18 protein-coding genes are annotated in these 22716 nt (G+C 64.6%); 13 read left to right on the top strand and 5 right to left on the bottom strand.

The genetic code is table 11. From position 1 onward, the window contains the following. Positions 1-26 precede the first annotated feature (26 nt). Genes FOY53_RS12895 through FOY53_RS12885 form a run of 3 tightly spaced genes read right to left on the bottom strand, consistent with a single transcriptional unit; the run spans position 27 to position 2578 of the window. Entirely contained in the window at positions 27-533 is a 507-nt protein-coding gene (locus tag FOY53_RS12895; protein WP_146589463.1) for a flavin reductase family protein, read from the bottom strand. Continuing rightward, positions 534-1424: an aldo/keto reductase gene (locus tag FOY53_RS12890; protein WP_146589461.1), complete on the bottom strand. Its 891-nt coding sequence runs from the start codon at positions 1422-1424 to the stop codon at positions 534-536. Continuing rightward, positions 1424-2578 carry an LLM class flavin-dependent oxidoreductase gene (locus tag FOY53_RS12885; protein WP_146589459.1) on the bottom strand — a complete coding sequence of 385 codons (1155 nt, stop codon included), beginning with the start codon at positions 2576-2578 and terminating at the stop codon, positions 1424-1426. Before FOY53_RS12885 ends, FOY53_RS12890 begins: the two co-directional genes overlap by 1 nt. A gap of 84 nt (positions 2579-2662) precedes the next feature. On the opposite strand from FOY53_RS12885, the gene FOY53_RS12880 reads away from it, so the two are divergent. From FOY53_RS12880 to FOY53_RS12830, 11 genes are all read left to right on the top strand, one after another. Next, on the top strand, positions 2663-3379 hold the full coding sequence (locus tag FOY53_RS12880) for a GntR family transcriptional regulator (protein WP_146589621.1): 717 nt from the start codon (positions 2663-2665) through the stop codon (positions 3377-3379). A 10-nt stretch (positions 3380-3389) separates the two neighbouring features. Further along, entirely contained in the window at positions 3390-4490 is a 1101-nt protein-coding gene (locus FOY53_RS12875; RefSeq protein ID WP_146589457.1) for a Gfo/Idh/MocA family protein, read from the top strand. Between the two features lie 162 nt (positions 4491-4652). Next, positions 4653-9500, top strand: coding sequence for an Ig-like domain-containing protein (locus FOY53_RS12870; RefSeq protein ID WP_146589455.1), 4848 nt, complete (start codon positions 4653-4655; stop codon positions 9498-9500). Between the two features lie 81 nt (positions 9501-9581). Next, positions 9582-10919, top strand: a complete 1338-nt coding sequence (locus tag FOY53_RS12865) for a TolC family protein (protein WP_146589453.1) — start codon at positions 9582-9584, stop codon at positions 10917-10919. A gap of 56 nt (positions 10920-10975) precedes the next feature. Further along, a complete protein-coding gene (locus tag FOY53_RS12860; RefSeq protein ID WP_439332541.1) occupies positions 10976-13129 on the top strand; it encodes an ATP-binding cassette domain-containing protein in 2154 nt (717 codons plus the stop codon). After that, positions 13126-14310, top strand: coding sequence for a beta-barrel domain-containing protein (locus tag FOY53_RS12855; protein WP_146589449.1), 1185 nt, complete (start codon positions 13126-13128; stop codon positions 14308-14310). Before FOY53_RS12860 ends, FOY53_RS12855 begins: the two co-directional genes overlap by 4 nt. Before the next feature lie 788 nt (positions 14311-15098). Next, positions 15099-15599: a type III secretion system chaperone family protein gene (locus FOY53_RS12850; protein ID WP_146589447.1), complete on the top strand. Its 501-nt coding sequence runs from the start codon at positions 15099-15101 to the stop codon at positions 15597-15599. An 82-nt stretch (positions 15600-15681) separates the two neighbouring features. Continuing rightward, the gene (gene proC / locus FOY53_RS12845) at positions 15682-16494 is read left to right on the top strand and encodes a pyrroline-5-carboxylate reductase (RefSeq protein WP_146589445.1); all 813 of its coding nucleotides are present in this window, start codon (positions 15682-15684) and stop codon (positions 16492-16494) included. Further along, entirely contained in the window at positions 16487-16825 is a 339-nt protein-coding gene (locus FOY53_RS12840) for a tRNA-binding protein (protein ID WP_146589443.1), read from the top strand. The genes proC and FOY53_RS12840 overlap by 8 nt, the downstream gene beginning before the upstream one ends. A 142-nt stretch (positions 16826-16967) precedes the next feature. Then, entirely contained in the window at positions 16968-18098 is a 1131-nt protein-coding gene (locus tag FOY53_RS12835; RefSeq protein WP_146589441.1) for a beta-ketoacyl-ACP synthase III, read from the top strand. Continuing rightward, positions 18095-18487 (top strand): rhodanese-like domain-containing protein, encoded by a 393-nt coding sequence (locus FOY53_RS12830; protein WP_146589438.1) that lies wholly within the window; start codon positions 18095-18097, stop codon positions 18485-18487. The genes FOY53_RS12835 and FOY53_RS12830 overlap by 4 nt, the downstream gene beginning before the upstream one ends. Before the next feature lie 28 nt (positions 18488-18515). Here FOY53_RS12830 and FOY53_RS12825 read toward each other — a convergent pair whose 3' ends face one another. Further along, positions 18516-19112 carry a thymidine kinase gene (locus FOY53_RS12825; protein ID WP_146589436.1) on the bottom strand — a complete coding sequence of 199 codons (597 nt, stop codon included), beginning with the start codon at positions 19110-19112 and terminating at the stop codon, positions 18516-18518. A 314-nt stretch (positions 19113-19426) separates the two neighbouring features. Between FOY53_RS12825 and FOY53_RS12820 the strand changes: the two genes are divergently transcribed. Beyond that, positions 19427-20194: a helix-turn-helix transcriptional regulator gene (locus tag FOY53_RS12820; protein WP_146589434.1), complete on the top strand. Its 768-nt coding sequence runs from the start codon at positions 19427-19429 to the stop codon at positions 20192-20194. A gap of 105 nt (positions 20195-20299) precedes the next feature. Beyond that, positions 20300-20857 (top strand): hypothetical protein, encoded by a 558-nt coding sequence (locus tag FOY53_RS12815; protein WP_146589433.1) that lies wholly within the window; start codon positions 20300-20302, stop codon positions 20855-20857. A gap of 421 nt (positions 20858-21278) precedes the next feature. On the opposite strand, the gene rimO is transcribed toward FOY53_RS12815, so the two are convergent. Continuing rightward, entirely contained in the window at positions 21279-22640 is a 1362-nt protein-coding gene (gene rimO / locus FOY53_RS12810) for a 30S ribosomal protein S12 methylthiotransferase RimO (RefSeq protein WP_146589431.1), read from the bottom strand. Positions 22641-22716: the final 76 nt, after the last annotated feature.

The raw sequence follows: 22716 nt of genomic DNA, 5'->3' as shown, positions 1-22716 counted from the left end.
CCCTGATTGTTTTTTGGTGGGGCGAATTATGACGCTGGTACAAACCCCCCGAAGGCGCCGCCGTAAAACAGCAGTGGGGCGCCGGGCCGCGTGGTCACGCGCGTCACACGCGCCACGATGATGGTGTGGTCGCCGCCGTCATGTTCGGCGGATTTCTCGCATTCAAAGCAGGCCAGGCAGCCGGTGAGCAACGGCACGCCGTGGACGTTTTCGCGCCATTCAAAGGCGTGAAACGCATCGCCGGTGCGGGCAAACCCCTTGCAGTGGTCGACCTGGTCGGCACCGATCACATGGATCGCAAAGTGCTCGGCGGCGGCGTAAAACGGATACCGCGACGAGGATTTGGCCGGCGCCCATAACACCAGTGGCGGGTCGAGCGACACGCTGGCAAAGCTGTTGGCGGTGATGCCCAGAGGTCCGTCGGGGGTGGCGCAGGTCACGATGGTGACACCGGTGCCGAACCGGCCCAGTGCCTCGCGAAAGGCGCGGGTGTCCCCGACCGCCGGGTCAAAACTGAGCGGCTGTGCGGTCACTCAGGGCACTTCTTCGCCAAGGGCGTGGGTGTAAAGTTCAAACCAGGTCTCCCGATCCATGTCGATCTTGGCAGCATCGCCGATGCGGGCGATGCGGTCCAGATTGTTGGTTCCGAGAACCGGCATGATGCGCGCCGGATGCGCCAGCAACCAGGCAATGGCGGCGGCGGTCTCGTCGGTGCCGTGATCGGCGCCGACCGCCTTGAGCGCACTCAGGAGCGCCGCATGCTGGGTGTCGAAGAAAAGCGATCCACCGCCAAGTGGCGACCAGGCCATCGGCGGGATCCGCCGTTCCTGCAGAAAGGCGATGTCGCCATTGGTCAGCGCACCGTGTTCCAGCAGCGAAATCTCGATCTGGTTGGTGGCAAGCGGCGTCTTCATCGCCGATTGCAGCAGGGTCCAATCCCAGGGCCGGAAGTTCGAGACCCCCACGGCGCGGACCTTGCCGGCGGCGACAAGCGCGTCCAGCGCGGCGCCGGTTTCGTCGTGGTTCATCAACGGATCGGGGCGATGGATCAGCAGCACGTCGATGTAGTCGGTTTTCATCAGCCGCAGCGACTGATCGACCGCGCCGAAGATATGTGCGCGGCTGGTGTCATAGTGTTTGACACGGGCGCCGGCGTGGCGGCCGACCGGGGCGATGATGTCACATTTGGTGACGATCTCGATCCGCTCGCGCAGGGCGGGCGTCAGTGCGTTGCCCAGGATCTCTTCGGCCATGTAGCCGCCATAGATGTCGGCCTGGTCCATCGTGGTGATGCCCTGATCAAGGCAGGCGTCGATCTTGGCGCGCACATGCTGCGGGCCGTGGTCGTCGTCATCACCGAGCCGCCACATGCCATAGATCAGGCGGCTGAGGGTGACGTCATTGCTGAGTGCTACGCGGTCCATCAGCGTCTTTCTCCTGCGCCCAGGGGCGTCATCGGCGGCGTCGCGGGCACTCGGCCATAGGCCTGGGGCAGCGAGCAGGTTTTCAACTTGGGCAGCACGCGGGTGCCGAAGTGTCGGCACTCATCAATATGCGGATAGCCCGACAGGATGAAGGCCCGGATGCCCATTTTCTGATAGTTTTCCAGTTCCGACAGCACCTGGTCGGTCGATCCGACCAGCGCGGCACCGCAACCCGACCGTGCCCGGCCGATGCCGGTCCACAAGTGCGGCTCGATAAAGCCTTCCATATCCGCCAGGTCGCGGTTGCGGGCCTGATGCGATACCCCCAGCGACGTGGCATCCAGCGCCCGGTCGCGGATTGTCTTGCCTGTGTCGTCGTCAAGCTGGCTGACCAGGTGCCGGGCGTATTCGCGTGCCTCGGCCTCGGTGTCGCGCACGATGACATGAACCCGCAGACCATAGTCCAGCGTGCGGTCGTACCGGGCGGCAACCGCGTGCACATCCTTCATACGCTGGGCCAGCGCCTCGCGGGTTTCCGGCCACATGAGATAGACATCGCAGTGCTGTCCGCACAGCTCCAGCGCATCCGGGGAATAGCCGCCGAAATACAGCAGCGGACCGCCGGACTGATAGGGTTTAGCCGGGTCGGTGGTCAGGCCCTGAAAGTTGTAGACCTCGCCCTGATAAGTGATCTCGTCCCGGTTCCATGCCTGTTTCAGGATCTCGACCACTTCGCGCGAGCGTTGGTAGCGGAAGGGCGAGGCTTCCTTCTGACCGGGGAAGTCGGACGAGATGATGTTGACGGTGAGACGCCCCTGCAGCATGTGATCCAGCGTCGCAATGGTGCGGGCCAGCATGATCGGCTGCATCTCGCCGCAACGCACCGCTGCCAGCATGTTGATCCTGTCGGTCAGCGGCGCGCAGCCGGCAACAAAGGACAGGGTGTCCTGTCCCACCTGATAGGACGACGGACACAGGATGTTGCGAAACCCCTGCGCCTCGGCCTCTTTCACGATGTCCGAGCAATGTTGCCAACTGGACCGCAGTGCGCCGTCGGGCACCCCCAGATAGGCGTAGTCGTCCGAACAGAGGGCCGCGAACCACGACACTTCGGCAGCGTCTAGATCGGGCGACGTGATGGGCACGATGGACATCGGGGCGTGTCTCCGGCGGCAAGCTTTCTTCTTGCGTAGCACTGCGGAATGTGTAGATCAATAGTGTATCAATTTTCCTTTGGGATGCCCGAGGACGTGACTGCCGACCGCCATGCCCTGCCGCTCTATGTGCAACTGAGCGAGATGCTGATCCGCGAGATCAGCGCCGGAAGGTTGGTCAACGGCGAACGTCTGCCCCCCGAGCGCGAGATGGCGGCGCAGCTTGGCACCTCGGTCGGCACGCTGCGCAAGGCCCTGGCGGATCTGACGGACAAGGGCCTGCTCGAACGTGTGCAGGGGTCGGGCAATTACGTGCGCGCCAAACCTGACGCCAAGTCGGTCTATGCCTTCTTCCGCGTCGAACTGCTCGAGGGGGGCGGACTGCCCCGGGCAGACCTTCTGAGCGTGACGCGCGCCGCCAAGGATGCCGACCTGCCGACATTCGGCGTGTCGGGCGAAGGTCACCGGATCCGTCGCCTGCGCAGCCTGAACAAGGTTCCCGCCGTGCTCGAGGAGATCTGGCTGGACGGCGGTTATGCCGACCGGCTGGATCCGGCCGAGATGTCGGAATCGCTGTACCTCTATTACCGCGAGGCGCTGGGCCTGTGGATCACCCGGGCCGAGGACCGGGTTGGTCTGGGTCAGGTGCCGGACTGGGCACCCCGAAACTTTGGGCCGCGCCCCGGCACGCCCTGCGTGATGGTCGAACGGATCAGCTGGGGACAGGACGGCGCGCGCGCCGAGGTGTCGCGCAACTGGATAGACACAACAGTGGCGCGCTATGTGGCGCGTCTGGCGTAAGGGCTGACAGATGAAGACGATCAACTACGGCATAATCGGCTGCGGCATGATGGGGCAGGAGCATCTGCGCAACATCGCCCTGCTCGACGGCACCCGGGTCGCGGCGATATTTGAGCCGGACGAGGCCATGGCCGCCGCCGCGCTGGCTCTGGCCCCGGCGGCGCGGCGCGTGCCGACGGTTGCGGCGCTGCTGGCAGAGCCGGATCTGGACGCGCTGGTGATCGTGTCACCCAACCATCTGCATGTGGCGCAAATGGAACAGATCGCCGCGACCCGGCCGTTGCCGGTGCTGGTGGAGAAGCCGCTGTACACCACCACGGATGACGCCGCCCGGGTGCGCCACCTGCTGGAAACCTATCCCGCGCCGGTCTGGGTGGCGATGGAATACCGGTACATGCCGCCCATCGCCGCGCTGGTCGAACGGGCGCAGGCGGTGACCGGCGGGGTGCAGATGCTGTCCATCCGCGAACACCGCTTTCCGTTTCTGCACAAGGTCGGCGCCTGGAACCGGTTCAACCGCAACACCGGCGGCACCCTCGTCGAGAAATGCTGCCACTTTTTTGATCTCATGCGGCTGGTGATGCGGTCAGAGCCGGTGCGGGTGACGGCCAGTGCCGACCAGGCGGTCAATCACCGGGATGAAGATTATGACGGCGAGGTGCCGGATGTCTGGGACCACGGCTATGTCATCGTCGATTTTGCCAATGGTGCCCGCGCCATGCTGGAGCTGTGCATGTTCGCCGAGGGCAGCCGCTATCAGGAAGAGGTCAGCGCCGTCGGCCCCCTGGGCAAGATCGAGGCGCTGGTGCCCGGACCGGGCCGGTTCTGGCCTGCAGATCTCGGCGCGCCGCCGGTGCCCCGGCTGATCGTCAGCCCGCGCGTGCCCAAGGGCCCCCAGGTGATCGACATTCCCGTCGATCCGGCGTTGCTGGCTGCCGGCGACCACAATGGTTCGACATTTTACCAGCATCAGCGGTTTCTGGCAGTGGTGCGCGGGGCGGCGCGGCCCGAGGTCACTCTGGCGGACGGCTGCGCCGCGGTCCGCATGGGACTTGCCGCGCAGGAGGCCGCCCTGAAGGGGTGTGCCGTCACCTTCGCAACCGACCTGTAGAAACTGCCAGTTGCACTGTGATTTCAGGGCACAACATACGCGGGAAACGCACTCTGCGGTGCCAAATCTGCTAGCGATTGTGGCCAAATTGAGGTAAGAACGCACCACAACATCAAGGCAGCACGTCGTAAAAAAGCTGTCAGTAGGTAGAGCGGTGGTATCATGATTGCGATTGATTTCGTTGTGCGCACAAGTGCGGGCAAAACGAATTTTGGTTCTGTTGGCGGCGACGATCAGGGATTTGTGATCCCGGCGGGTTCCGGTAACGAAATTTCCCTCAACCTGAGTCCTGCGGACCTGCGTGGTTACGACAGGGCAGGCGACGATCTTTTGATCACGCTGGCGGATGGCCGGGTGATCGTCATCGAGGATTATTTCGGTGGCGCAGAGGACAACCGTCTGTTCCTGAGCACGAACAGCAATATCAGCGAGGTCAGCTTTGTCGCCGCCGAAGGTGGGGTGCTGTTTGCCCAGTACGGCCCGGCGGAAGCCTGGGGCAAGTGGAGCCCTTCCGACGCGCTGATCTTTGTGGATCGCCCCGAGGTGATCGCAGCGGCTGGCGAAGAAGAGGAAGATGTGAGCATGCTGGCCGCCGGTCTTCTCGGGCCGGGCCTGTTGGGCACCGCCGGAGTCGGCGGCGCGGCGGTTGGCGCCGCGCTGATCGGAACATCCCTGCTGGGCGACAGCGGTTCGGACGGCGGCAATGGCGAAGAGCATGCGGTTGACGGCGGCTCTGCCACGGGCGAGGGCGGCGGTGACGGCAATGCACCCAGCGGCAACGGCAACGGCGGCGAAAGCCAGCCGGACCAGTCGGGTGAAGGCGTTGACCTGCCGGATGGCCCCACGGGCGAAACCGATGGGACTGACCAGTCTCCCGACGAGACCGACGGAACGCCGGACGAAACCGACGGGACACCGGACGAGACCCCGACCGGTGTCGTTCCGACGATCGAAATTCCCGGCGACGGGCTGGTGATCACCGGCGCCGACACACCGGAAATCGTGGTTTCTGGCACTGCCGGGCCGGGCACGGGCGTCGAAATCAGCATCGGCGAGCAGACCGAGACCACCACAACTTCGGACGACGGCACCTGGGAAGTGATCTTTGACGGTGACGCATTCCCGCCGGACGGCACCCATGTCATCGAAGGCACCGTGAGCGATCCGGACGGCACCGCAACCGACCTCTTCGGGCCCGAAGTGTTGATCGACACCGCCCCGCCGGATCTGACGATCGACAGCGGTACCGTGGCCAACGGCGATGTTTTCAACGCCCTGGACCATTCCGACGGTGTCGAGGTGAGCGGCACCGTCGAACCCGGAGCCTCGGTTCAGGTCACAATCGGCAGCCAGAGTGTCGAAGCCACGGTCGACGCGACCGGCCACTGGTCGGTGATACTGGATGACAGCGTGCTTCCCGGGGGCGAATATACTCAGGAGATCATCGTGTCCGCGACCGATGGTGTTGGCAACGGCACCATCATTGCCGATGCCGTCGAGATCGACACCATTCCCAACCCGCTGACCATTGATGCGGTGACCGGCGACGATCTGATCAGCGGTGCCGAGGCCGACGCCGGGTTCGCGATCACCGGCACCTGCGTTGCCGGGGCCACGGTGACAGTGACCGTTGGCGATTTCTCTCAGGATGTGGTGACCGCCGCTGACGGGACCTGGACACTCGCCATCGCGGCCGGGGCGATCGCAGGTGGCGAATATGCCGCCACGATCACCGCCAGCAGCGTGGACACCGTCGGGAACCCCAGCAGCATCAGCCATGACGTTCGCGTCGACACGGTCAGCAATGTCGAAATCACCAATCTGCCGCTGGGCGGCGACGATCTGATCAATGCGGCCGAACACCAGTCCGGCACCACGCTGACCGGCACCGCGCAGGTCGGCTCCAGCGTTGTGGTGACCATTGGCGATGTGTCGCAAACGGTTGTCGTCGGCCAGGGTGGCACCTGGGCCGCGGTCTTTACCAGCAGCGACCTGGCGCCCGGCACCTACACCACCACGGCGCAGGTCACGGCCACCGATACCGCCGGCAACGTGAGCACGACCAGCCACACATTTGCCGTGGATACCGAAATCTCGGCAACCATCGATACCGGGCTGGCCGGTGGCGATGGCCTGCTCAACGCAGGTGAGGCTGTGACCGGTCTGATCCTGACCGGCACCGCCGATGCGGGCGCGGCTCTGGTTGTGACCTTTCAGGGCAACACCTATACCACCAGTGCCACCGCCGAAGGCACCTGGTCGCTCAGCGTGCCCGCAGGCGATATCGCCGCCGGCACCTATGACGCCGCAGTCAGCGTCACCGCCACCGACGCGGCGGGCAACACCGTCACCACCGAAGGCACAGTTTCTGTGGATACCGAGTCCGCCGTGACCTTTGACGCCGCTGCGGTGGGCGGCGATGGCACCGTCAACGCGGCAGAGCGCAGCGCGGGCGTGACCCTCACCGGCACCGCGCATTCCGGCTCTGCCGTGACGGTCACCATTGCCGGGGTCAGCTACAGCGCCGCCGTGGCCGACAACGGCGACTGGAGCCTCGCACTGAGCGCGGCGGATCTGCCCGAGGGCACCAGCGACATCACCGCCGATGTCACGGCCGTATCGGCAGCGGGCAATATCGCGACCACCAGCGGCACCTTCCATGTGGATACGGAAACATTCGTCACCGTTGACACCTCTGCCGCTGGCGGAGACGGCACGGTCAACGCCGCCGAACGGGCGGACGGGGTGGTCCTGACCGGCCAGGCCGAGGCCGGAGCTCTGGTGATGGTTGATGTGGCCGGGGTGGCCCATGCCGCCATCGTCGCCGCCGACGGCCACTGGAGTGTCAGCATCGCCGCCGCCGATCTGCCCGAAGGCACCCGGGCCGTCGATGTCACCGTCACTGCCACGGATGCTGCGGGCAACGAGGCCAGCGTCACCGACAGTTTTGCCCTCGACACCGAAACGGCGATCAGCCTGAACACCGCCGACGCCGGTGGCGACGGGGTGGTCAACGCCGCCGAACGCGCCGAAGGCGTGGCACTGGCCGGGCAGGCGGAACCGGGGGCTGCGGTCATGGTCACCATGGGCAGCACGACGCAGCCAGCCACGGTGGCTGCCGACGGCAGCTGGACCGTGACTTTCAGCGCCGATCAGGTGCCGACCGGCGAAACCACGGTGCCGGTCAGCGCGACCTCGACCGATGCCGCAGGCAACGTGGCGACCGCCTCGGGTGAGGTGGCGATCGACACGCTGGTGCGCGACTTTGCCATCACCGGCACCCCCGGCGGTGCCGATGGGGTGATCAACGCAGCCGAGGCGGCACAGGGCCTGACCCTGACCGGCACGACAGAGCCCGGGGCCACGGTCACCCTGGTCCTGGACGGCGTGTCGCTCCCGGCCACGGTGGCGGCTGACGGCAGCTGGACGGCGACCTTTGCCGCCGCTGACCTGCCATCGGGGGAACGCACGGTCGATCTGGTGGCCCGCAGCACCGATGCCGCGGGCAACACCGACACCCTCACGCAGGCCGTGGTGATCGACACCGATGCCGGAGTGCTGACGATCAGCGATGCGCCGGTCGAGGGGGACGACGTGATCAACGCGGTCGAGGCGTCGGACGGCGTGGTGCTGACCGGCACCTCGAACCCCGGCCAGATGGTCGAGGTGACGCTGGACGGGATCACCCACACGGTCCCGACCGATGACGCGGGCATCTGGCGCGCCGAATTTGCGGCGGGCGAAATCACGCCCGGCACCCACGAGGCGCAGATCACCGCCACCATCACCGATGCGGCGGGCAACACCCTGACACGGACAGATTCCGTGCGGGTGGATACCGAAGTCACGAACTTTGCCATCACCAGCATCCCCGTCGAAGGCGACGATGTGGTGAACGGGGCGGAAGCCGCCGATGGGATCCTGCTGGGCGGCACGACCGAGCCGGGCGGCTCGGTGACGGTGACCTTTCAGGGCACCACACGCGTCGCGACCGTGGATGCCGAGGGGAACTGGAGCGCGGCCTTTTCCGGATCCGAGGTGCCCGCCGGGCAATACGACGCCGTTGCGCAGGTCTCGACCACGGATGCCGCGGGCAACACCGCCACCGCCTCGGCAGGTTTCCGGGTCGACACGCTGGTCGACAGGTTGACCCTGGCCGATGATTTGGTGACCGCCGACAACGTGATCAACGCCGCCGAGGCGGCACAGGGCGTCACCCTGAGCGGCATGGTCGAACGCGGGTCCAGCGTCAGTGTCACCTTCGGCGGCATGGTCCACGCCGCGATGGTCGACCCGAGCGGCAACTGGAGCGTCGACATTCCGCCAAGCGCGATCCCGCCGGGCGAACTGGACGCGCCGGTGCTGATCGAGGCGACCGATGCGGCCGGCAACACCCGCGACCTGACGGCCTCGGTCCGTGTCGACACCTTCGCGCCGGACGCGGTCAATGTGGAATCCTACACCCGCGATCACACCGGGCTGCGCGGTATCTCGACCGACTTGACCGACGACACGGTCAGCATCGGCCATGTTGTCGGCAGCGGTAGCGGCACCGAAGTGCGGGCAGTGGATTTCGCGGCCTTCGACATCCCCAGTCTGGGCGAGACGAGTTACGCCTTTGCGCGCAACGTGCCCGACGGGTCGCACCTGGTGATCACCGCCACCGATGCGGCGGGCAACAGTTCCGGCACCTATCTGGTGGTCGACGACACCACGACCTCGGTTGTGGACATGTCGGCGGCCAGCACTCTCGGGCAATTCCAGATCGGCTCCATCGACCTGCAATTCGCCGAAGACAGCCAGCTCACGATCACCGAGGCCCAGCTTCTGGCGCTGTCCTCGAATTCCGACACGGTCACGGTCAGCGGCGGGGCAGATGACACCGTGACCATTCTGGGGGCGCAGTTCACCGGCACGTCGACCAACGCAGCGGGGCAGAACTACAACATCTTCTCGCTGGGTGACGGCGCGGTTCTGATCGAGGACGATATCACCAACGTGGTCATCTGAGCAGAGTGTCCCGCCGGGGCGCGGTGATTCCGCGGCCCGGCCAGGGTCACTCCGGATTGTACCGGCCACGGGAAAGAGAACATGAACCAGATCCACAGACCGATCCTGAGCATGGTTGCAGGTGTTGCAATGCTCGGGGGCTGTGCCGAACAGCGTGCGGGCATGGTGTCCCGCTTTCTGTCAGACGACAGCGCACGCACCGCGTATTCGGCTGCTCCTGCCGCTCTGGCAGCGGGCAGGCCTGCGGATTCAGGGTTCGGGGCCGGGTCTGACATCATCGCACGCCTGCAGGCACGCCGGTCCGTCCTGACGCCCGCAAGCCCCTATGACCAGGTGGCCGAAGCGGTGCTGGCTGCGGATGCCCGCGTCGCGGAATCCGAGCTTCGTGCCGCGCAGCTGCGCGCCGAGGCGGCGTCCCGCAACTGGCTGCCGACGATCGGGCCGCGGATCTCGCTCACATCGCTGGGAGAGCTGGTGGCGGATCTGGTGATCAATCAGGTGTTGTTCGACAATGGCCGCAAGCAGGCGGAACGCGATCTGGCCCAGGCCGAGGTCGAGCTTGCCGCCGTGGCGCTGGCCGAAGACGGCAACACGCGCGTCAACGCGGCGCTGACGCTGTACCTGCGAATGGAGGAGGGGCGCGAGACGGCCGCGCTTCTGGATCATTCCCTCGGAGACATGGCGCAGTTCGAATGGGTCATGGACCAGCGGGTCCGCGGCGGGGTGTCGGACATGTCCGACCTGAACGTGGTGCGGCAAAAGCTGGCTGACATCCGCGCCCGGAGCATGGCAGCCCGGGAACAGGTGACGACGGCACAGGCCGAACTGGCCGCCATGGCGACGCGGCCTCTTGGCGATCTGCACGGCCAGACCGGGCTTGGCGCCGCCCCCGGCGGGCTGGAGGCCACCGCCGTGCTGCGTGCCCGGGCGGAAATGGCGCGGGCGCTGGCGCAGGCGCAGATCGAACGGGCGGCGCATCTGCCCGGCCTGTCCGCCGGCGGCAGCACCGGCGGCAGTGGCCAGAACCTTGGCCTTCAGGTGCAGACCGATCAGCTGTTCGGGCTGGGCACCGTCGCCTCCCTCAACGCCCTCAAGGTGACCGCCGAAACGGCCGCCCGCCGTGTCGTGCAGGCGCGCGAAGAGTCAGACCGCAAGTTGCAAAGCCAGCAGCGTCAGCTGGAGGCGCTGCGGCGTCAGGGTGCCGAGGCGCAGACGCTGAGGGCACAGGCGCGGGCCAACCTTGACCTGTTCCAACGGCAGTATGACGGTGGCCAGCGGCAGGTGATGGATGTTGTCGGGGTCTATGAAACCTATGCCCGCGCCGCAGACAGGGCGCTGGAGCTGAGGTTTGCCGCCGCGCGGGCGGAGCTCGAGATCGCGCGCATCCGGGGCGTTCTGGCGGACGGGACACTGATGTGAGCGGACCGGACCTCTCTGTCCTTGCCGGACGGGCCCGGGATGCGGTCCTGCGGGCGGTGCCGCAGGTTCCGGCCAACCTGCCCGGACGGGCGCCGCGCCATTCGGAACGCGCCTGCGCCCGCGCCGACCTGATCCGCTTGCTGGCCCGGCGGCTTGGAGTCGAACCGCGCACGCCCGACATCCTGGATGCGCTGACACGGCACAGCGGCCCGCAGGACAGCTATCCGGCAGAGGCGCTTCTGGCCGGTCTGCGCGCGGCGGGGCTGGAGGCGGAACAGGCTGTGCAACCGCTGAACCAGTCCTCGTGGCCGGCGCTGGCGCTGATGACCAGTGGGCAGGCGGTGCTGATCCTGGGGCGGGACGCAGAGGTTCTCACGATCTACGACGCCACCGCGCCGGACAATCGCGCCGAAGTGCCGCTGAGCGAATTCGCCGGGGTCTACAGCGGTGCGATGCTGCATGCCGAAGCGCCGCTGCAATCCCTGTCCACTGCCCACGCTGCCGCCACGCGCGAGCCGCACTGGTTCTGGGGGCAGTTCCGCCGCTTCGCGCGTCACTTCGGCGAGGTCGCGCTGGGCTCGTTCGTGGCCAATCTGCTGGCGGTGGCGGTGGCGCTGTTTTCGCTTCAGGTCTACGACCGGGTGATCCCGCATCAGTCCGAGGCCACGCTTTGGGTGCTGGCCGCCGGGGCCGCGATGGCCCTGCTGATGGAGGCGTTTCTCAAGATCGCCCGGGGTCAGCTGCTGGACGGGGCCGGGCGGCAGATCGAAATGGGCGTTCAGTCGCTGTTGATGGACCGCCTGCTGGGCATGCGCTCGGACATCGCGGGACGATCGCCCAGCCAGCTGTTTTCGTCGATGCGGGAATTCGGGTCGGTGCGCGAGTTCTTCACAGCCTCGACAGCCGGGGCGCTGGCCGACATTCCGTTCATCTTTGTCTTTCTCGCGCTGGTCTGGTCGATTGCGGGCAGTGTAGTCTGGGTTCTGGTCGCGGGCGGCATTCTCATGGTGCTGCCGGGGTTTGCGATGCAGCGGAAGATGATCCGGCTGACCCGTGAAATGCAGGGCGCCTCGGCCAGGCTGTCGCGCCTGCTGCAGGAAACCGTGGTCGAGATCGACACGATCAAGACGCAGCGCGCCGAGGACCGGTTCCGCCGTCTGTGGACCGAGCTGACAGCGGTGCAGGCGCTGAAGTCGTCCGAACAACGCCGTTTGGGCGCGTTGCTGACCTTCTGGAGCCAGGGAGTGCAGCAGGCAACCTATGTGGTGGCGGTGATCTCCGGCACCTACCTTGTGTTTGCAGGCGAATTTACCGTGGGCTCGATCATCGCGACCGGTATCCTCACGTCGCGCACGCTGGCACCGCTGACCCAGCTGTCGGGAATCATGGCGCGCTGGGGCAACGTGCGCGCCGCGCTGGACGGGCTGGACGGCATTGTCGACGCCGCGCAGGACCGCAGCGCCGCGCGCACCTATCTGCGCCGCGAGCGGTTGCAGGGCCGGTACGAACTGTCGGGCGTCGGCTTTCGTTATCAGGAGGATGGCCCGCCGGTGCTGGATCTGGCGCAGCTGGTGATCCAGCCGGGTCAGACCCTCGCGGTCCTTGGGGCCAACGGTTCGGGCAAGTCGACCCTGCTGAAGCTGCTGTCGGGGCTCTACGCGCCGCAATCGGGACGGGTGCTGGCCGACGGCGTCGAGATCGGCCAGATCGACACCCGTGATCTGCGCCGCTGTATCGGATACCTGGGACAGGACGTGCGCTTGTTCCACGGCTCGTTGCGCGACAACCTGAACCTGAACATGCTGGAACGCGACGATGACCGGTTGTTCGAGGCGCTGGATTTCGCCGGTCTGGGGCAGTTCGTCAAGGCGCATGCCAAGGGTCTGGATCTCGAGATCAGCGATGGCGGCGAAGGGTTGTCGGTGGGCCAGCGTCAAAGCATCGGCTGGGCCCGGCTGTGGTTGCAGGATCCGGATATATGCCTGCTCGACGAGCCGACGGCGGCGCTGGACCAGACGCTTGAAAAGACACTCATCTCGCGGCTGCAGGGCTGGCTTTCGGGCCGCACCGCGGTGATTGCCACCCACCGGGTGCCGATTCTGGCGCTGGCGTCGCGGACGATGATTCTCGCCCATGGGCGGATGGCGGTGGACGGTCCGCGCGATCAGGTGCTTGAACACCTGCGCGGATCGGGACAAGGCGGCGCATGATGGCCATTTCGTCGACCGACCTTTCGGCACAACTGGGCCGCCGGATGCGGGGGCCGTCTCTGACCGTCTGGCTGTGTGCCGCGACGGTCTGGCTGTTCATCATCTGGGCGTCCTATGCCTGGGTCGACGAAATCGTCCGCGGCGACGGCCAGTTCATCAGCGCCTCGCGGCCGCAGATCATTCAGAACCTCGAAGGCGGCATTCTGGCAGAGTTGCTGGTGAAAGAGGGCGACGAGGTGGGGCAGGGCGACGTGCTGGCACGGCTTCAGGGCACGATGTTCCGTTCGTCCGTCGATGACCTGCACGACCAGATCACCGCGCTGGAAATCCGTCGTCTGCGGCTTGAGGCGGAACTGGCCGGGCGGACGGATTTTGCCGTGCCGCAGGCGATGGCCGAGCGCAGCCCGACGATCGTTTCCTCGGAGCAGGCGCTGCTCGTGGCCCGGGTGTCCGATTTCAGCAGCCGCCGCGACGGCGCGCGCCGCGTGCTGGAGCAATCGGCGCAGGAGCTCAAGTTGCTTGAAGATCTTCTCACCAACAAGGTGGTGGCGCTGATCGAGGTGACCCGCGCCCGCAAAGCCCATGCTGATGCCCGTATCCGGTATGACGAGACGGTGACACAGGCCGAACTGGGCCGGGCGCAGGATTACTCCGACACGCTCAAGGAACTGGCGACGCTGAAGCAGAACCTCAAGGCCAGCACCGACCAGCTGAGCCGTACCGTTCTGGTCAGTCCGATGCACGGCGTGGTCAACAACCTGTTGGTCACCACCATCGGCGGCGTGGTGCGCCCGGGCGAAGAGATCCTGCAGATCATCCCGATGGACGAAGAGCTGTTTGTCGAGGCGCAGGTCGCCCCCGAAAACATTGCCAACATCCGCCCGGGTCAGGAAGCGACGGTCAAGCTGTCGGCCTATGACTATACGATCTACGGCACGCTGAAGGGGCAGGTAGACGTGATCTCGGCGGATACCTTTCAGGACGAACGACGCGCCGATGCCGCGCCGCATTACAAGGTGACGTTGCGGGTGGATCTCGGGTCGTTGACCGAACGCCAGTCGCAGATCCGAATCCGTCCGGGCATGCAGGCCCAGGTCGAGCTGCACACCGGTGAAAAGACCATCCTGCAATACCTTCTGAAGCCGCTCTACAAGTCGCGCGAAGCTTTCCGCGAACCCTGAAGCACAGTGCACCGACTGCCGGACAACGGGCACAACCTGCCGCCCTGACCCGGACGCCGGTGCGCCGCATGTCTGCCGAGGTCATGCCCGGTGTCATTCAGGCTGTGCGTCCGAGCGGAGCAGAATGGCTCGGCGGCCGCCCGCATCGGGCGATGAAGATCCGAGCCACAGCCAAATCACCTGCGTGCAAGCCGCCCGGTTTCGCAGAATGCGAGGCAAACGCCAGCCCGGGCTGAGCCTCGGCGGTCCCGCCGGGGCGGTTCGGGGTCAAGGGCGACGGCGATCAGGTCGCCACACTCCTCTGCGGCCTCCCCGAGGTTTCGGCCACGGTCTGCACAGGGGATTGGCCAGGCATCCACGCGATGACCGCGCCCGGCCTTGGTGACGTCGGCCTCGGGACGGTCGGGACCGGCTGGGCGCTGGCCCCGGGCAGGACGGAAATCACCGGCGGCGATGCAGGCGCACAGGGCGCGGCCAGCGGCACCGGCTGGGATGGCACTGCCGCTGACAATGCGGGTCGGCGCTCCCTGCGCGACGCATCGCCCGTGCCTTCGGGGCAGGCAGCCTCACCAATGAGCCCGCGACAAAATGCCCTGCATATTGATCGGAATCTAGTTTCATCCACAACTTATTGCGGATTTCGGGAAAATATAGCTTTACAGGAGCACCCCAGGACAGGCACCATATGTGGTAAGGGATGCGGATAGCCCCGCAGTTCCTTGAGCAGGCACCTAGCGCTTGGGACGCTGCCAGGCCCCAGCGCTACACAAAACAAAAGAGGTGGCGCCATGGCATTGTCCGAGCAGTATCTGGAAGACGACATTCACCCCATCGACATCGTCGAACATCTGGCCGAGCACCACGACTGGGACTTTGACCGTGTGGGGGACGACCAGATCGCCATGGCAGTTCAGGGACAGTGGCGCACCTATTCGATCACTCTTGCATGGTCGGGTTACGACGAAACCCTGCGCCTGATCTGCACCTTCGAGATGGAGCCGCCGGATGAACGGCTGGGTGATCTGTACGAGGGCCTGAATTCCGTGAATGATCAGTGTTGGACGGGCGCCTTCACCTTCTGGGCGGAACAGAAGCTGATGGTATACCGTTATGGTCTGGTACTGGCAGGCGGGCAGGTTGCCGCGCCGGAGCAGATCGACACGCTGATCAGCGCTGCTGTAATGAGCGCAGAACGCTACTACCCGGCGTTCCAGTTGATGGTCTATTCCGACCAGACGCCGCAACAGGCGCTTCAGGTCGCCATTGCAGAAGCATACGGGCGCGCGTAGCTTTCCTCCCGAACGCGCGTGGAAAAGGATCGGGCGACCGGTCCTTTTCCTTTTGACTCGAGCAGGGACAGAGGACACCGAGATGCAGAACTCAGAGAGTGCCAAGCGGGGGCTGGTGTTGCTTGGCTGCGGCAAGATGGGGTCGGCGATGCTTGAAGGCTGGCTTGGCCGGGGGCTGCCGGCCACGTCGGTCTGGGTCAGCGATCCGTACCCATCGGACTGGCTGAGGCAACAGGGGGTTCATCTGAACCAGGATTTGCCCGCCAGTCCGGCGGTGGTTCTGATTGCCGTGAAGCCGCAGATGATGTCGGATGCCCTGCCGTCCTTGCAGGCGCTGGGCAATGGCAACACCGTGTTCCTGTCGGTGGCCGCCGGGATTCCGATCGCCACCTACGAGCGGATGCTGGGTGAGAAGACACCGATCATCCGGGCGATGCCGAACACCCCTGCCGCGGTGGGGCGCGGCATCACCGCGATCATCGGCAACCGCTATGCAGGCGCCGCCGACCTGGATGCTGCCGAGTCACTGCTGAGCGCCGTGGGCGAGGTTGTGCGCCTTGAGGACGAAGGGCAGATGGATGCCGTGACCGGGGTGAGCGGGTCCGGTCCGGCCTATGTGTTCCACCTGATCGAATGTCTGGCCGCGGCGGGCGTGGCCGAGGGGCTGTCCGCGGATCTGGCGCTGCAACTGGCCCGGGCAACGGTGGCAGGCGCCGGCGCGCTGGCAATGGCGGGCGACGACCCCGGTCAGCTTCGGCGGAACGTGACCAGCCCCAACGGCACCACACAGGCCGGGCTGGAGGTGCTGATGGACGACACCGAAGGGCTGCCCCGGCTGATCCGGGAAACGGTGCGGGCGGCAACAGCGCGGTCGCGGGAACTCGCCAATGGCTGAGATCAGCTTTGATGATTTCCTGAAGGTCGATATCCGGGTGGGCCAGGTGGTGCGCGCCGAAGCCTTTCCCGAGGCACGCAAGCCCGCAATCAAGATGTGGATCGACTTTGGCCCCGAGATCGGTGAACGCAAGACTTCGGCGCAGGTCACGGTGCACTACACCCCCGAGACGCTGATCGGCAGGCGGGTGATGGCGGTGGTGAACTTTCCTCCGCGCCAGATCGGGCCGGTCCGCTCCGAAGTTCTGGTGCTGGGGGTCGCGGACGCGGATGGCGCGGTGGTGCTGCTGAGCCCGGACCGGGATGTGCCCCTGGGCGGGCGCATGCACTAGATCCGTCGGCTGCGCACCCGGTGGTCGGCCATCGGCGCCTGATTGACCGGGCAGGATTGCAGAGGCGCGGCGCAGGTTGCGCGAGGTCGGGCTTGACCGAAGCCGCCCGCTGCGTTGAGGTTGGCGCAACGGAGGAAAATCCATGTACCAGCCAGCCATCACCGGATCCGGGGTGTTCACGCCCGAACAGGTGATCACCAATGATGAACTCGTGGCCGCGTTCAATGCCTATGTCAGTCGCTACAATGCCGAAAATGCCGCCGCCATAGAGGCCGGCGACATCGAGGCCAAGGCGCCGTCCAGTTCCGATTTCATCTATTCCGCCAGCGGAATCGAACAACGCTATGTGATGGACAAGACAGGTGTGCTGGATCCGGGGCGCATGTTCCCGAAATTGCGCCAGCGGAACGACGACGAACCCGGGATCATGGCGGAAATGGCGCTGGACGCCTGCCGCACGGCACTGAAAGCTGCGCAACGGCAGGGCAGTGACGTGGATCTGGTGATCTGTGCCGCTTCGAACCACGAACGTGCCTATCCCGCCATCGCCATCGAAATTCAACAGCTTCTGGGCGCCGGCGGTTTTGCCTTCGACATGAACGTCGCCTGTTCTTCGGCAACTTTCGGAATACAGGCGGCGGCCGATATGGTGCGGGCCGGATCGGTTCGCTGCGCGATCGTCGTGTGCCCGGAAATTTGTTCGGGCCATCTGGAATGGCGTGACCGCGACTGCCATTTCATATTCGGCGATGTCTGCACGGCCCTGGTGATCGAACGGGCCGAAGACGCGCAGGGGGCGTATTTCACCATCCGCTCGACGCGCTGTGCCACACAATTTTCCAACAATATCCGCAACAACAACGGCTTTCTGCGCCGCACCCGGCCGGACGGGACGAGTGACCGGCGCGACATGCAGTTCATGCAGAACGGACGCAAGGTGTTCAAGGAGGTGCTGCCCATGGTTTCCGCCCACATCGGCGATCACCTCGGCGAGGCGGGGGTACGTGCGGATCAGCTCCGCCGCCTCTGGCTGCATCAGGCGAACAAGACGATGAACGACTTCATCGGTCGCAAGGTGCTGGGCCGCGAGCCCGAGCCGGGCGAACAGCCCAACATCCTGCAAGACTACGCCAACACTTCGTCGGCCGGGTCCATCATCGCCTTTTCGAAACACTCGGACGACCTTGGCGACGGCGACCTGGGCCTGATCTGTTCGTTCGGGGCGGGGTATTCGGTCGGGTCCGTGCTGGTCGAGCGAAAGGACAGTGCATGAAGGTTCGGGTCAGGGATATGGTCGCGGCGGCGGAGACCGAGATCGTGACGCTGTACGCTGCCGAAGCCGCGGATCTGCACGGGGCCGCGGACGTGCGCTTCGTCGATCTGAGGGACCGGCGCGAGCTGGAGCGCGAAGGGCGCATTCCCGGGGCGTTTCACTGTCCGCGCGGGATGCTGGAATTCTGGATTGATCCTGCATCCCCGTACCACAAGCCGATCTTTGCCGAAGACGTGCAGTTTGTCTTTTACTGCGCCAGCGGCTGGCGCTCGGCTCTGTCCGCCAAGACGGCACAGGACATGGGGCTGGACAGGGTCTCGCACCTGGGGGGCGGGTTCAGCAGTTGGCGCGACGCCGATCTGCCGGTCGAGCCGGTCGCCGCCAGATAAGCTGCGCTGCCAGTACCCGGATACCCGTTCAGCCGCTGGACTGCACGCCGTCACCGACCATCGCGCGCCAGTGCCGCCGACACAGCGATACGTAAATCTCGTTGCCGCCGATCTGGACCTGCGCCCCCGAGGTCTCGGCCCGCCCTGATCCGTCCTGCCGCACCACCATCGTCGCCTTGCGTCCGCAATGGCAGATGGTGCGCACCTCGCGCAGGTCATCCGCCAAGGCCAGCAAGGTGGCTGATCCCGGGAACAACGCCCCCCTGAAGTCCACACGCAATCCGTAGCACATCACCGGGACCCCCAGATCATCGGCGACGCGCGCCAGCTGCCAGACCTGATCCGGGGTCAGAAATTGCGCTTCGTCGACAAAGACGCAGGCAATGGCCTTGTTGGCGTGCTCTCCGGACAGAAGCAGGAAAAGATCGGTATCGGGCGCAAAGGTTGCGGCCTCGCGCCCCAGCCCGATGCGCGATCCGATTCGTCCCGGGCCTGCACGACGGTCGACCGCAGCGGTCAGAAGAAACGTCGCCATGCCGCGCTCTTCATAATTGTGCGCGGCCTGCAAAAGCAGAGTCGATTTTCCAGCATTCATCGTGGAGTAGTGAAAGTATAGTTTTGCCATGCCCCGTCATGCCGGGCAGGCGGCCGATTGGCAAGCCCTGCAAAGAATGTGGAATTACGCGCTGACAGCCACGCCCGATTGGCGTACAATAAAACCAATTGAGAAGAAATTGAGATTTGAACATGCCGCGTTGCCGCAGCGTATAAAGGCAGCAAGGCAGAACGTTCCGGAACTTCACTGAACGTATCAGGAGATAGAAGCTGTCTGATTCACATCCCCCCGAACGTCGGCCGCTCGTTGATGCCGAATGTTATGTCCCCGACCTGCTGCAAGGTTTCCTGCAGGACCTTGAGAATACGTGTCATTCCAGCGACGTGTGGCGGCTGATCGTCGCTCTGGGCCGTCAGGTGCAGTTGCCTTTTGTCGATTTCATCTCGGCATCGTCGTACCGGGACTGGAAAAAAACCCTGTTTGTCCGCACGTCATATGACTCCTCGTGGTTGCATACAATTAATATGGATCCAGAGCTTCAGAGGTGGTCCTATTTCCGCGACCACGCGATGAATTACCTGACGCCGGTAATGATCGGCATAGAGTTTATTGAAGAATACCGCCATGTTCCGCAAAAACGCGTCGAGGTGCTTAAATTAGCGGCAGAACACGGTATCCGCGCCGGGTTCTCTATTCCATTGCGGCTGAATGCTCCGCCACAGGCTGCGCTTATTACTTTTGCCGGTGATCATTCCCGCCGCGAAATGCAGGCCATTATCCGCGCCCACGGCTGGACGTTAAATACCGCGGCCCTGATGGGACACCAGCGCTACCTCTATCATTTCAATCAGGAGTTCAGTGAACGCAACCGGATCACCGACAAACAGCAGGATCTTCTGGAATTGATTGGATCTGGCCTGCAGGACAAGGCAATCGCCGCCAAACTGGACATCTCGATATCGGCTGTCCGCCAACGGATGAATGCGCTGATGCAGAATACCCAGGCCAAATCACGTGCGGAACTCGCCGCGCTTGCGATGTCGTTGGGCGTATTGCCCGACCCGTTCAATCGTCCGGGATTGAACGGGCCGGAAATTCTGATCGAAATGGACAATGCAGGGACAAGGATAAAGTCACAGGCGCTAACTTGATCAGACTGGCCGCGATCCCGGGCGGCACACGAATGAACGTTGATTTCACGATGCGACATTTGGGGGACCTGGCCCCAGCTGCCATAAGAAATTTAGGGTGTAGAGATGACAATTGCCAATCAGGCTCTGGAACCGATTGAGAAAACATCCCGCTTGCCGTTCCAGTTGACCACGGCGACCGTGCTCAAGAGCAGCGCTGTGGCCGCGCACAACGCCCGGAGGGCGGCGGGCGGAGAGGGCAAGGACGACGCCGTCCCGGATGAGGATGGGCAAAGCTATATCGAACGGGTGCGCAACTACATCCCGCTCGAAGTGATCGCATTTTTCATCTTTGCCAACAGCATGGTCGCGGCAGGTGATGGCGGGGTCGCAAGCCTGCGCGCCGGTGCCATCGGCGCGAACGAGTTTGTTGCGCTTGCCTCGTTCTGCGTCGCCCTGATCGGCACGGTGTTTTACGTGAAGATGGCCGCCGATGCGGCAAAGACCGGAACCTGGGGGCTGCACGCGGTGCTGAGCTGCGTGGCGTTCGCGATCTGGGCCTATGCCATGAAAGCCGAAGTCTGGGACGTTCTGGGCATTCCGATCTCGCCGGTGATCTCGGGATTCCTGTTGGGGACGTTCACTCTGTTCAGCGGGCTTTTTGTACCGGTCAAATCCGGGTGACCGTCGTGTGTTGGGTCAGGGCGACGGATCCTGCGTAAAAAAAAGAATGCCGCCCGAAAGCGGCATTCTATCATGCTGAAAAGGTTGTGCAAAATGTTTGTCGGCGCCAGATGGCACCAAAAAGTTTGATAGCTGAACAAAAAAGCTTCGCTATTCAGACGGTTGTACGGCGCTTGTTTTGTTGCAGCTCTGTCGGTTTATGTTTGGGCTTCCCCCCGAAAACTGACCGACCCAATACAGAGATACTACCCGGAAAGATCTGTTCTGTCAGCGTCTGGCTTGCGCCGCCTATCCTGACGGACAGGGTAATACTTACAGGTTTGCGGTATAAACCTGTAAGTTCTTGCAGGTCTCGGCCATTTGAGCGCCAGACCTAGCGTCAACTTGGCGAGTCACCAGAATCGAGTCGCCATAGCGCCGGTCAGACCAGTCGGCCCCAGAGATCGTATTCACCGGCCTCGTCGACTTCGACAGTGACGATGTCACCGGGGCTGAGCTGATCGAAATCGTCGTCGATGAACAGATTGCCGTCGATTTCGGGAGCATCGGCCATGGTGCGACAGGTCGCGGCGTCTTCTTCGACCAGATCGACGATCACCTGCAGGCGCGTGCCAACCTTGGCGGCCAGTTTCGCTTCGGAAATTGCCTGCGCCTTTTCCATGAACCGGTCCCAGCGCTCTTGCTTGACCTCGGCGGGCACATGATCGGGCAGGGCATTGGACCGCGCACCCGCGACGTTTTCGTACTGGAAACAGCCGACGCGATCCAGTTGCGCCTCGTCCATCCAGTCCAGCAGCGTCTGGAACTCGGCCTCTGTCTCGCCGGGATAGCCGACGATGAAGGTCGAGCGCAGGGTGATGTCGGGGCAGATCTCGCGCCAGGCGGCGATTTCGTCCAGCGTGCGGGCAGCGGCCGCGGGGCGCGCCATGCGTTTCAGCGTTTCGGGGTGGGCATGTTGGAAGGGGATGTCGAGATAGGGCAACACCAACCCGTCCGCCATCAGCGGAATCAGCTCGCGGACGTGGGGGTAGGGATAGACGTAGTGCATGCGCACCCAGGCGCCGAACTGGCCCAGGTCGCGCGCCAGTTCGAGGATCGGCGCCTTGGCGTCACGGTCCTTCCAGTCGGTGCCATAGGCCGAGGTGTCCTGGCTGATCACCAGCAACTCCTTCACACCCGACTCGACCAGCTTTTCCGCCTCGCGCAGAACGGCACGGGCCGGGCGCGACTGCAGTTTGCCGCGCATGTCGGGGATGATGCAGAACTTGCATTTGTGATTGCAGCCCTCGGAAATCTTCAGATAGCTGTAATGCCGCGGGGTCAGTTTGACACCGGCCGCAGGCATCAGGTCTATGAACGGATCCGGGTCCGGCGGCACCGCCAGATGCACGGCGTCCAGCACCTGTTCGTACTGGTGCGGGCCGGTCACGGCCAGGATGCGGGGATGATGCTCGCGGATGTAGTCCGGTTCGGCGCCCAGGCAGCCGGTGACAATCACCCGACCATTTTCGGCAAGCGCCTCACCGATCGCCTCAAGGCTTTCGGCCTTGGCGCTGTCCAGAAAGCCGCAGGTGTTCACGATCACCGCATCGGCGCCGGCATAATCGGCCGAGATGCCGTAACCTTCGGCGCGCAGGCGGGTCAGAATGCGTTCGCTGTCGACCAGCGCCTTGGGGCACCCGAGCGAAACCATGCCAAGGGTGGGCTGGCCGGCGCGCCGGTCAGAGGGCAGGGTGGCTTTGGGCGCAAGGTCGGGGCGGAGATTCGGCGGGTTCTGGGACATTGCCCCTCATACAAGCGCTGCCGGGCGAGGCAAAGGGTTTGTTCAGCCGACCGGAGAATTGGCGGGAAAACTGCCG

This window comes from Puniceibacterium confluentis (assembly GCF_007923445.1).
Classification (GTDB): Bacteria; Pseudomonadota; Alphaproteobacteria; order Rhodobacterales; family Rhodobacteraceae; genus Puniceibacterium; species Puniceibacterium confluentis.
The sequence above is the reverse complement of the archived record's forward strand: the minus strand, read 5'-3'. Positions and strand labels throughout refer to the sequence as shown.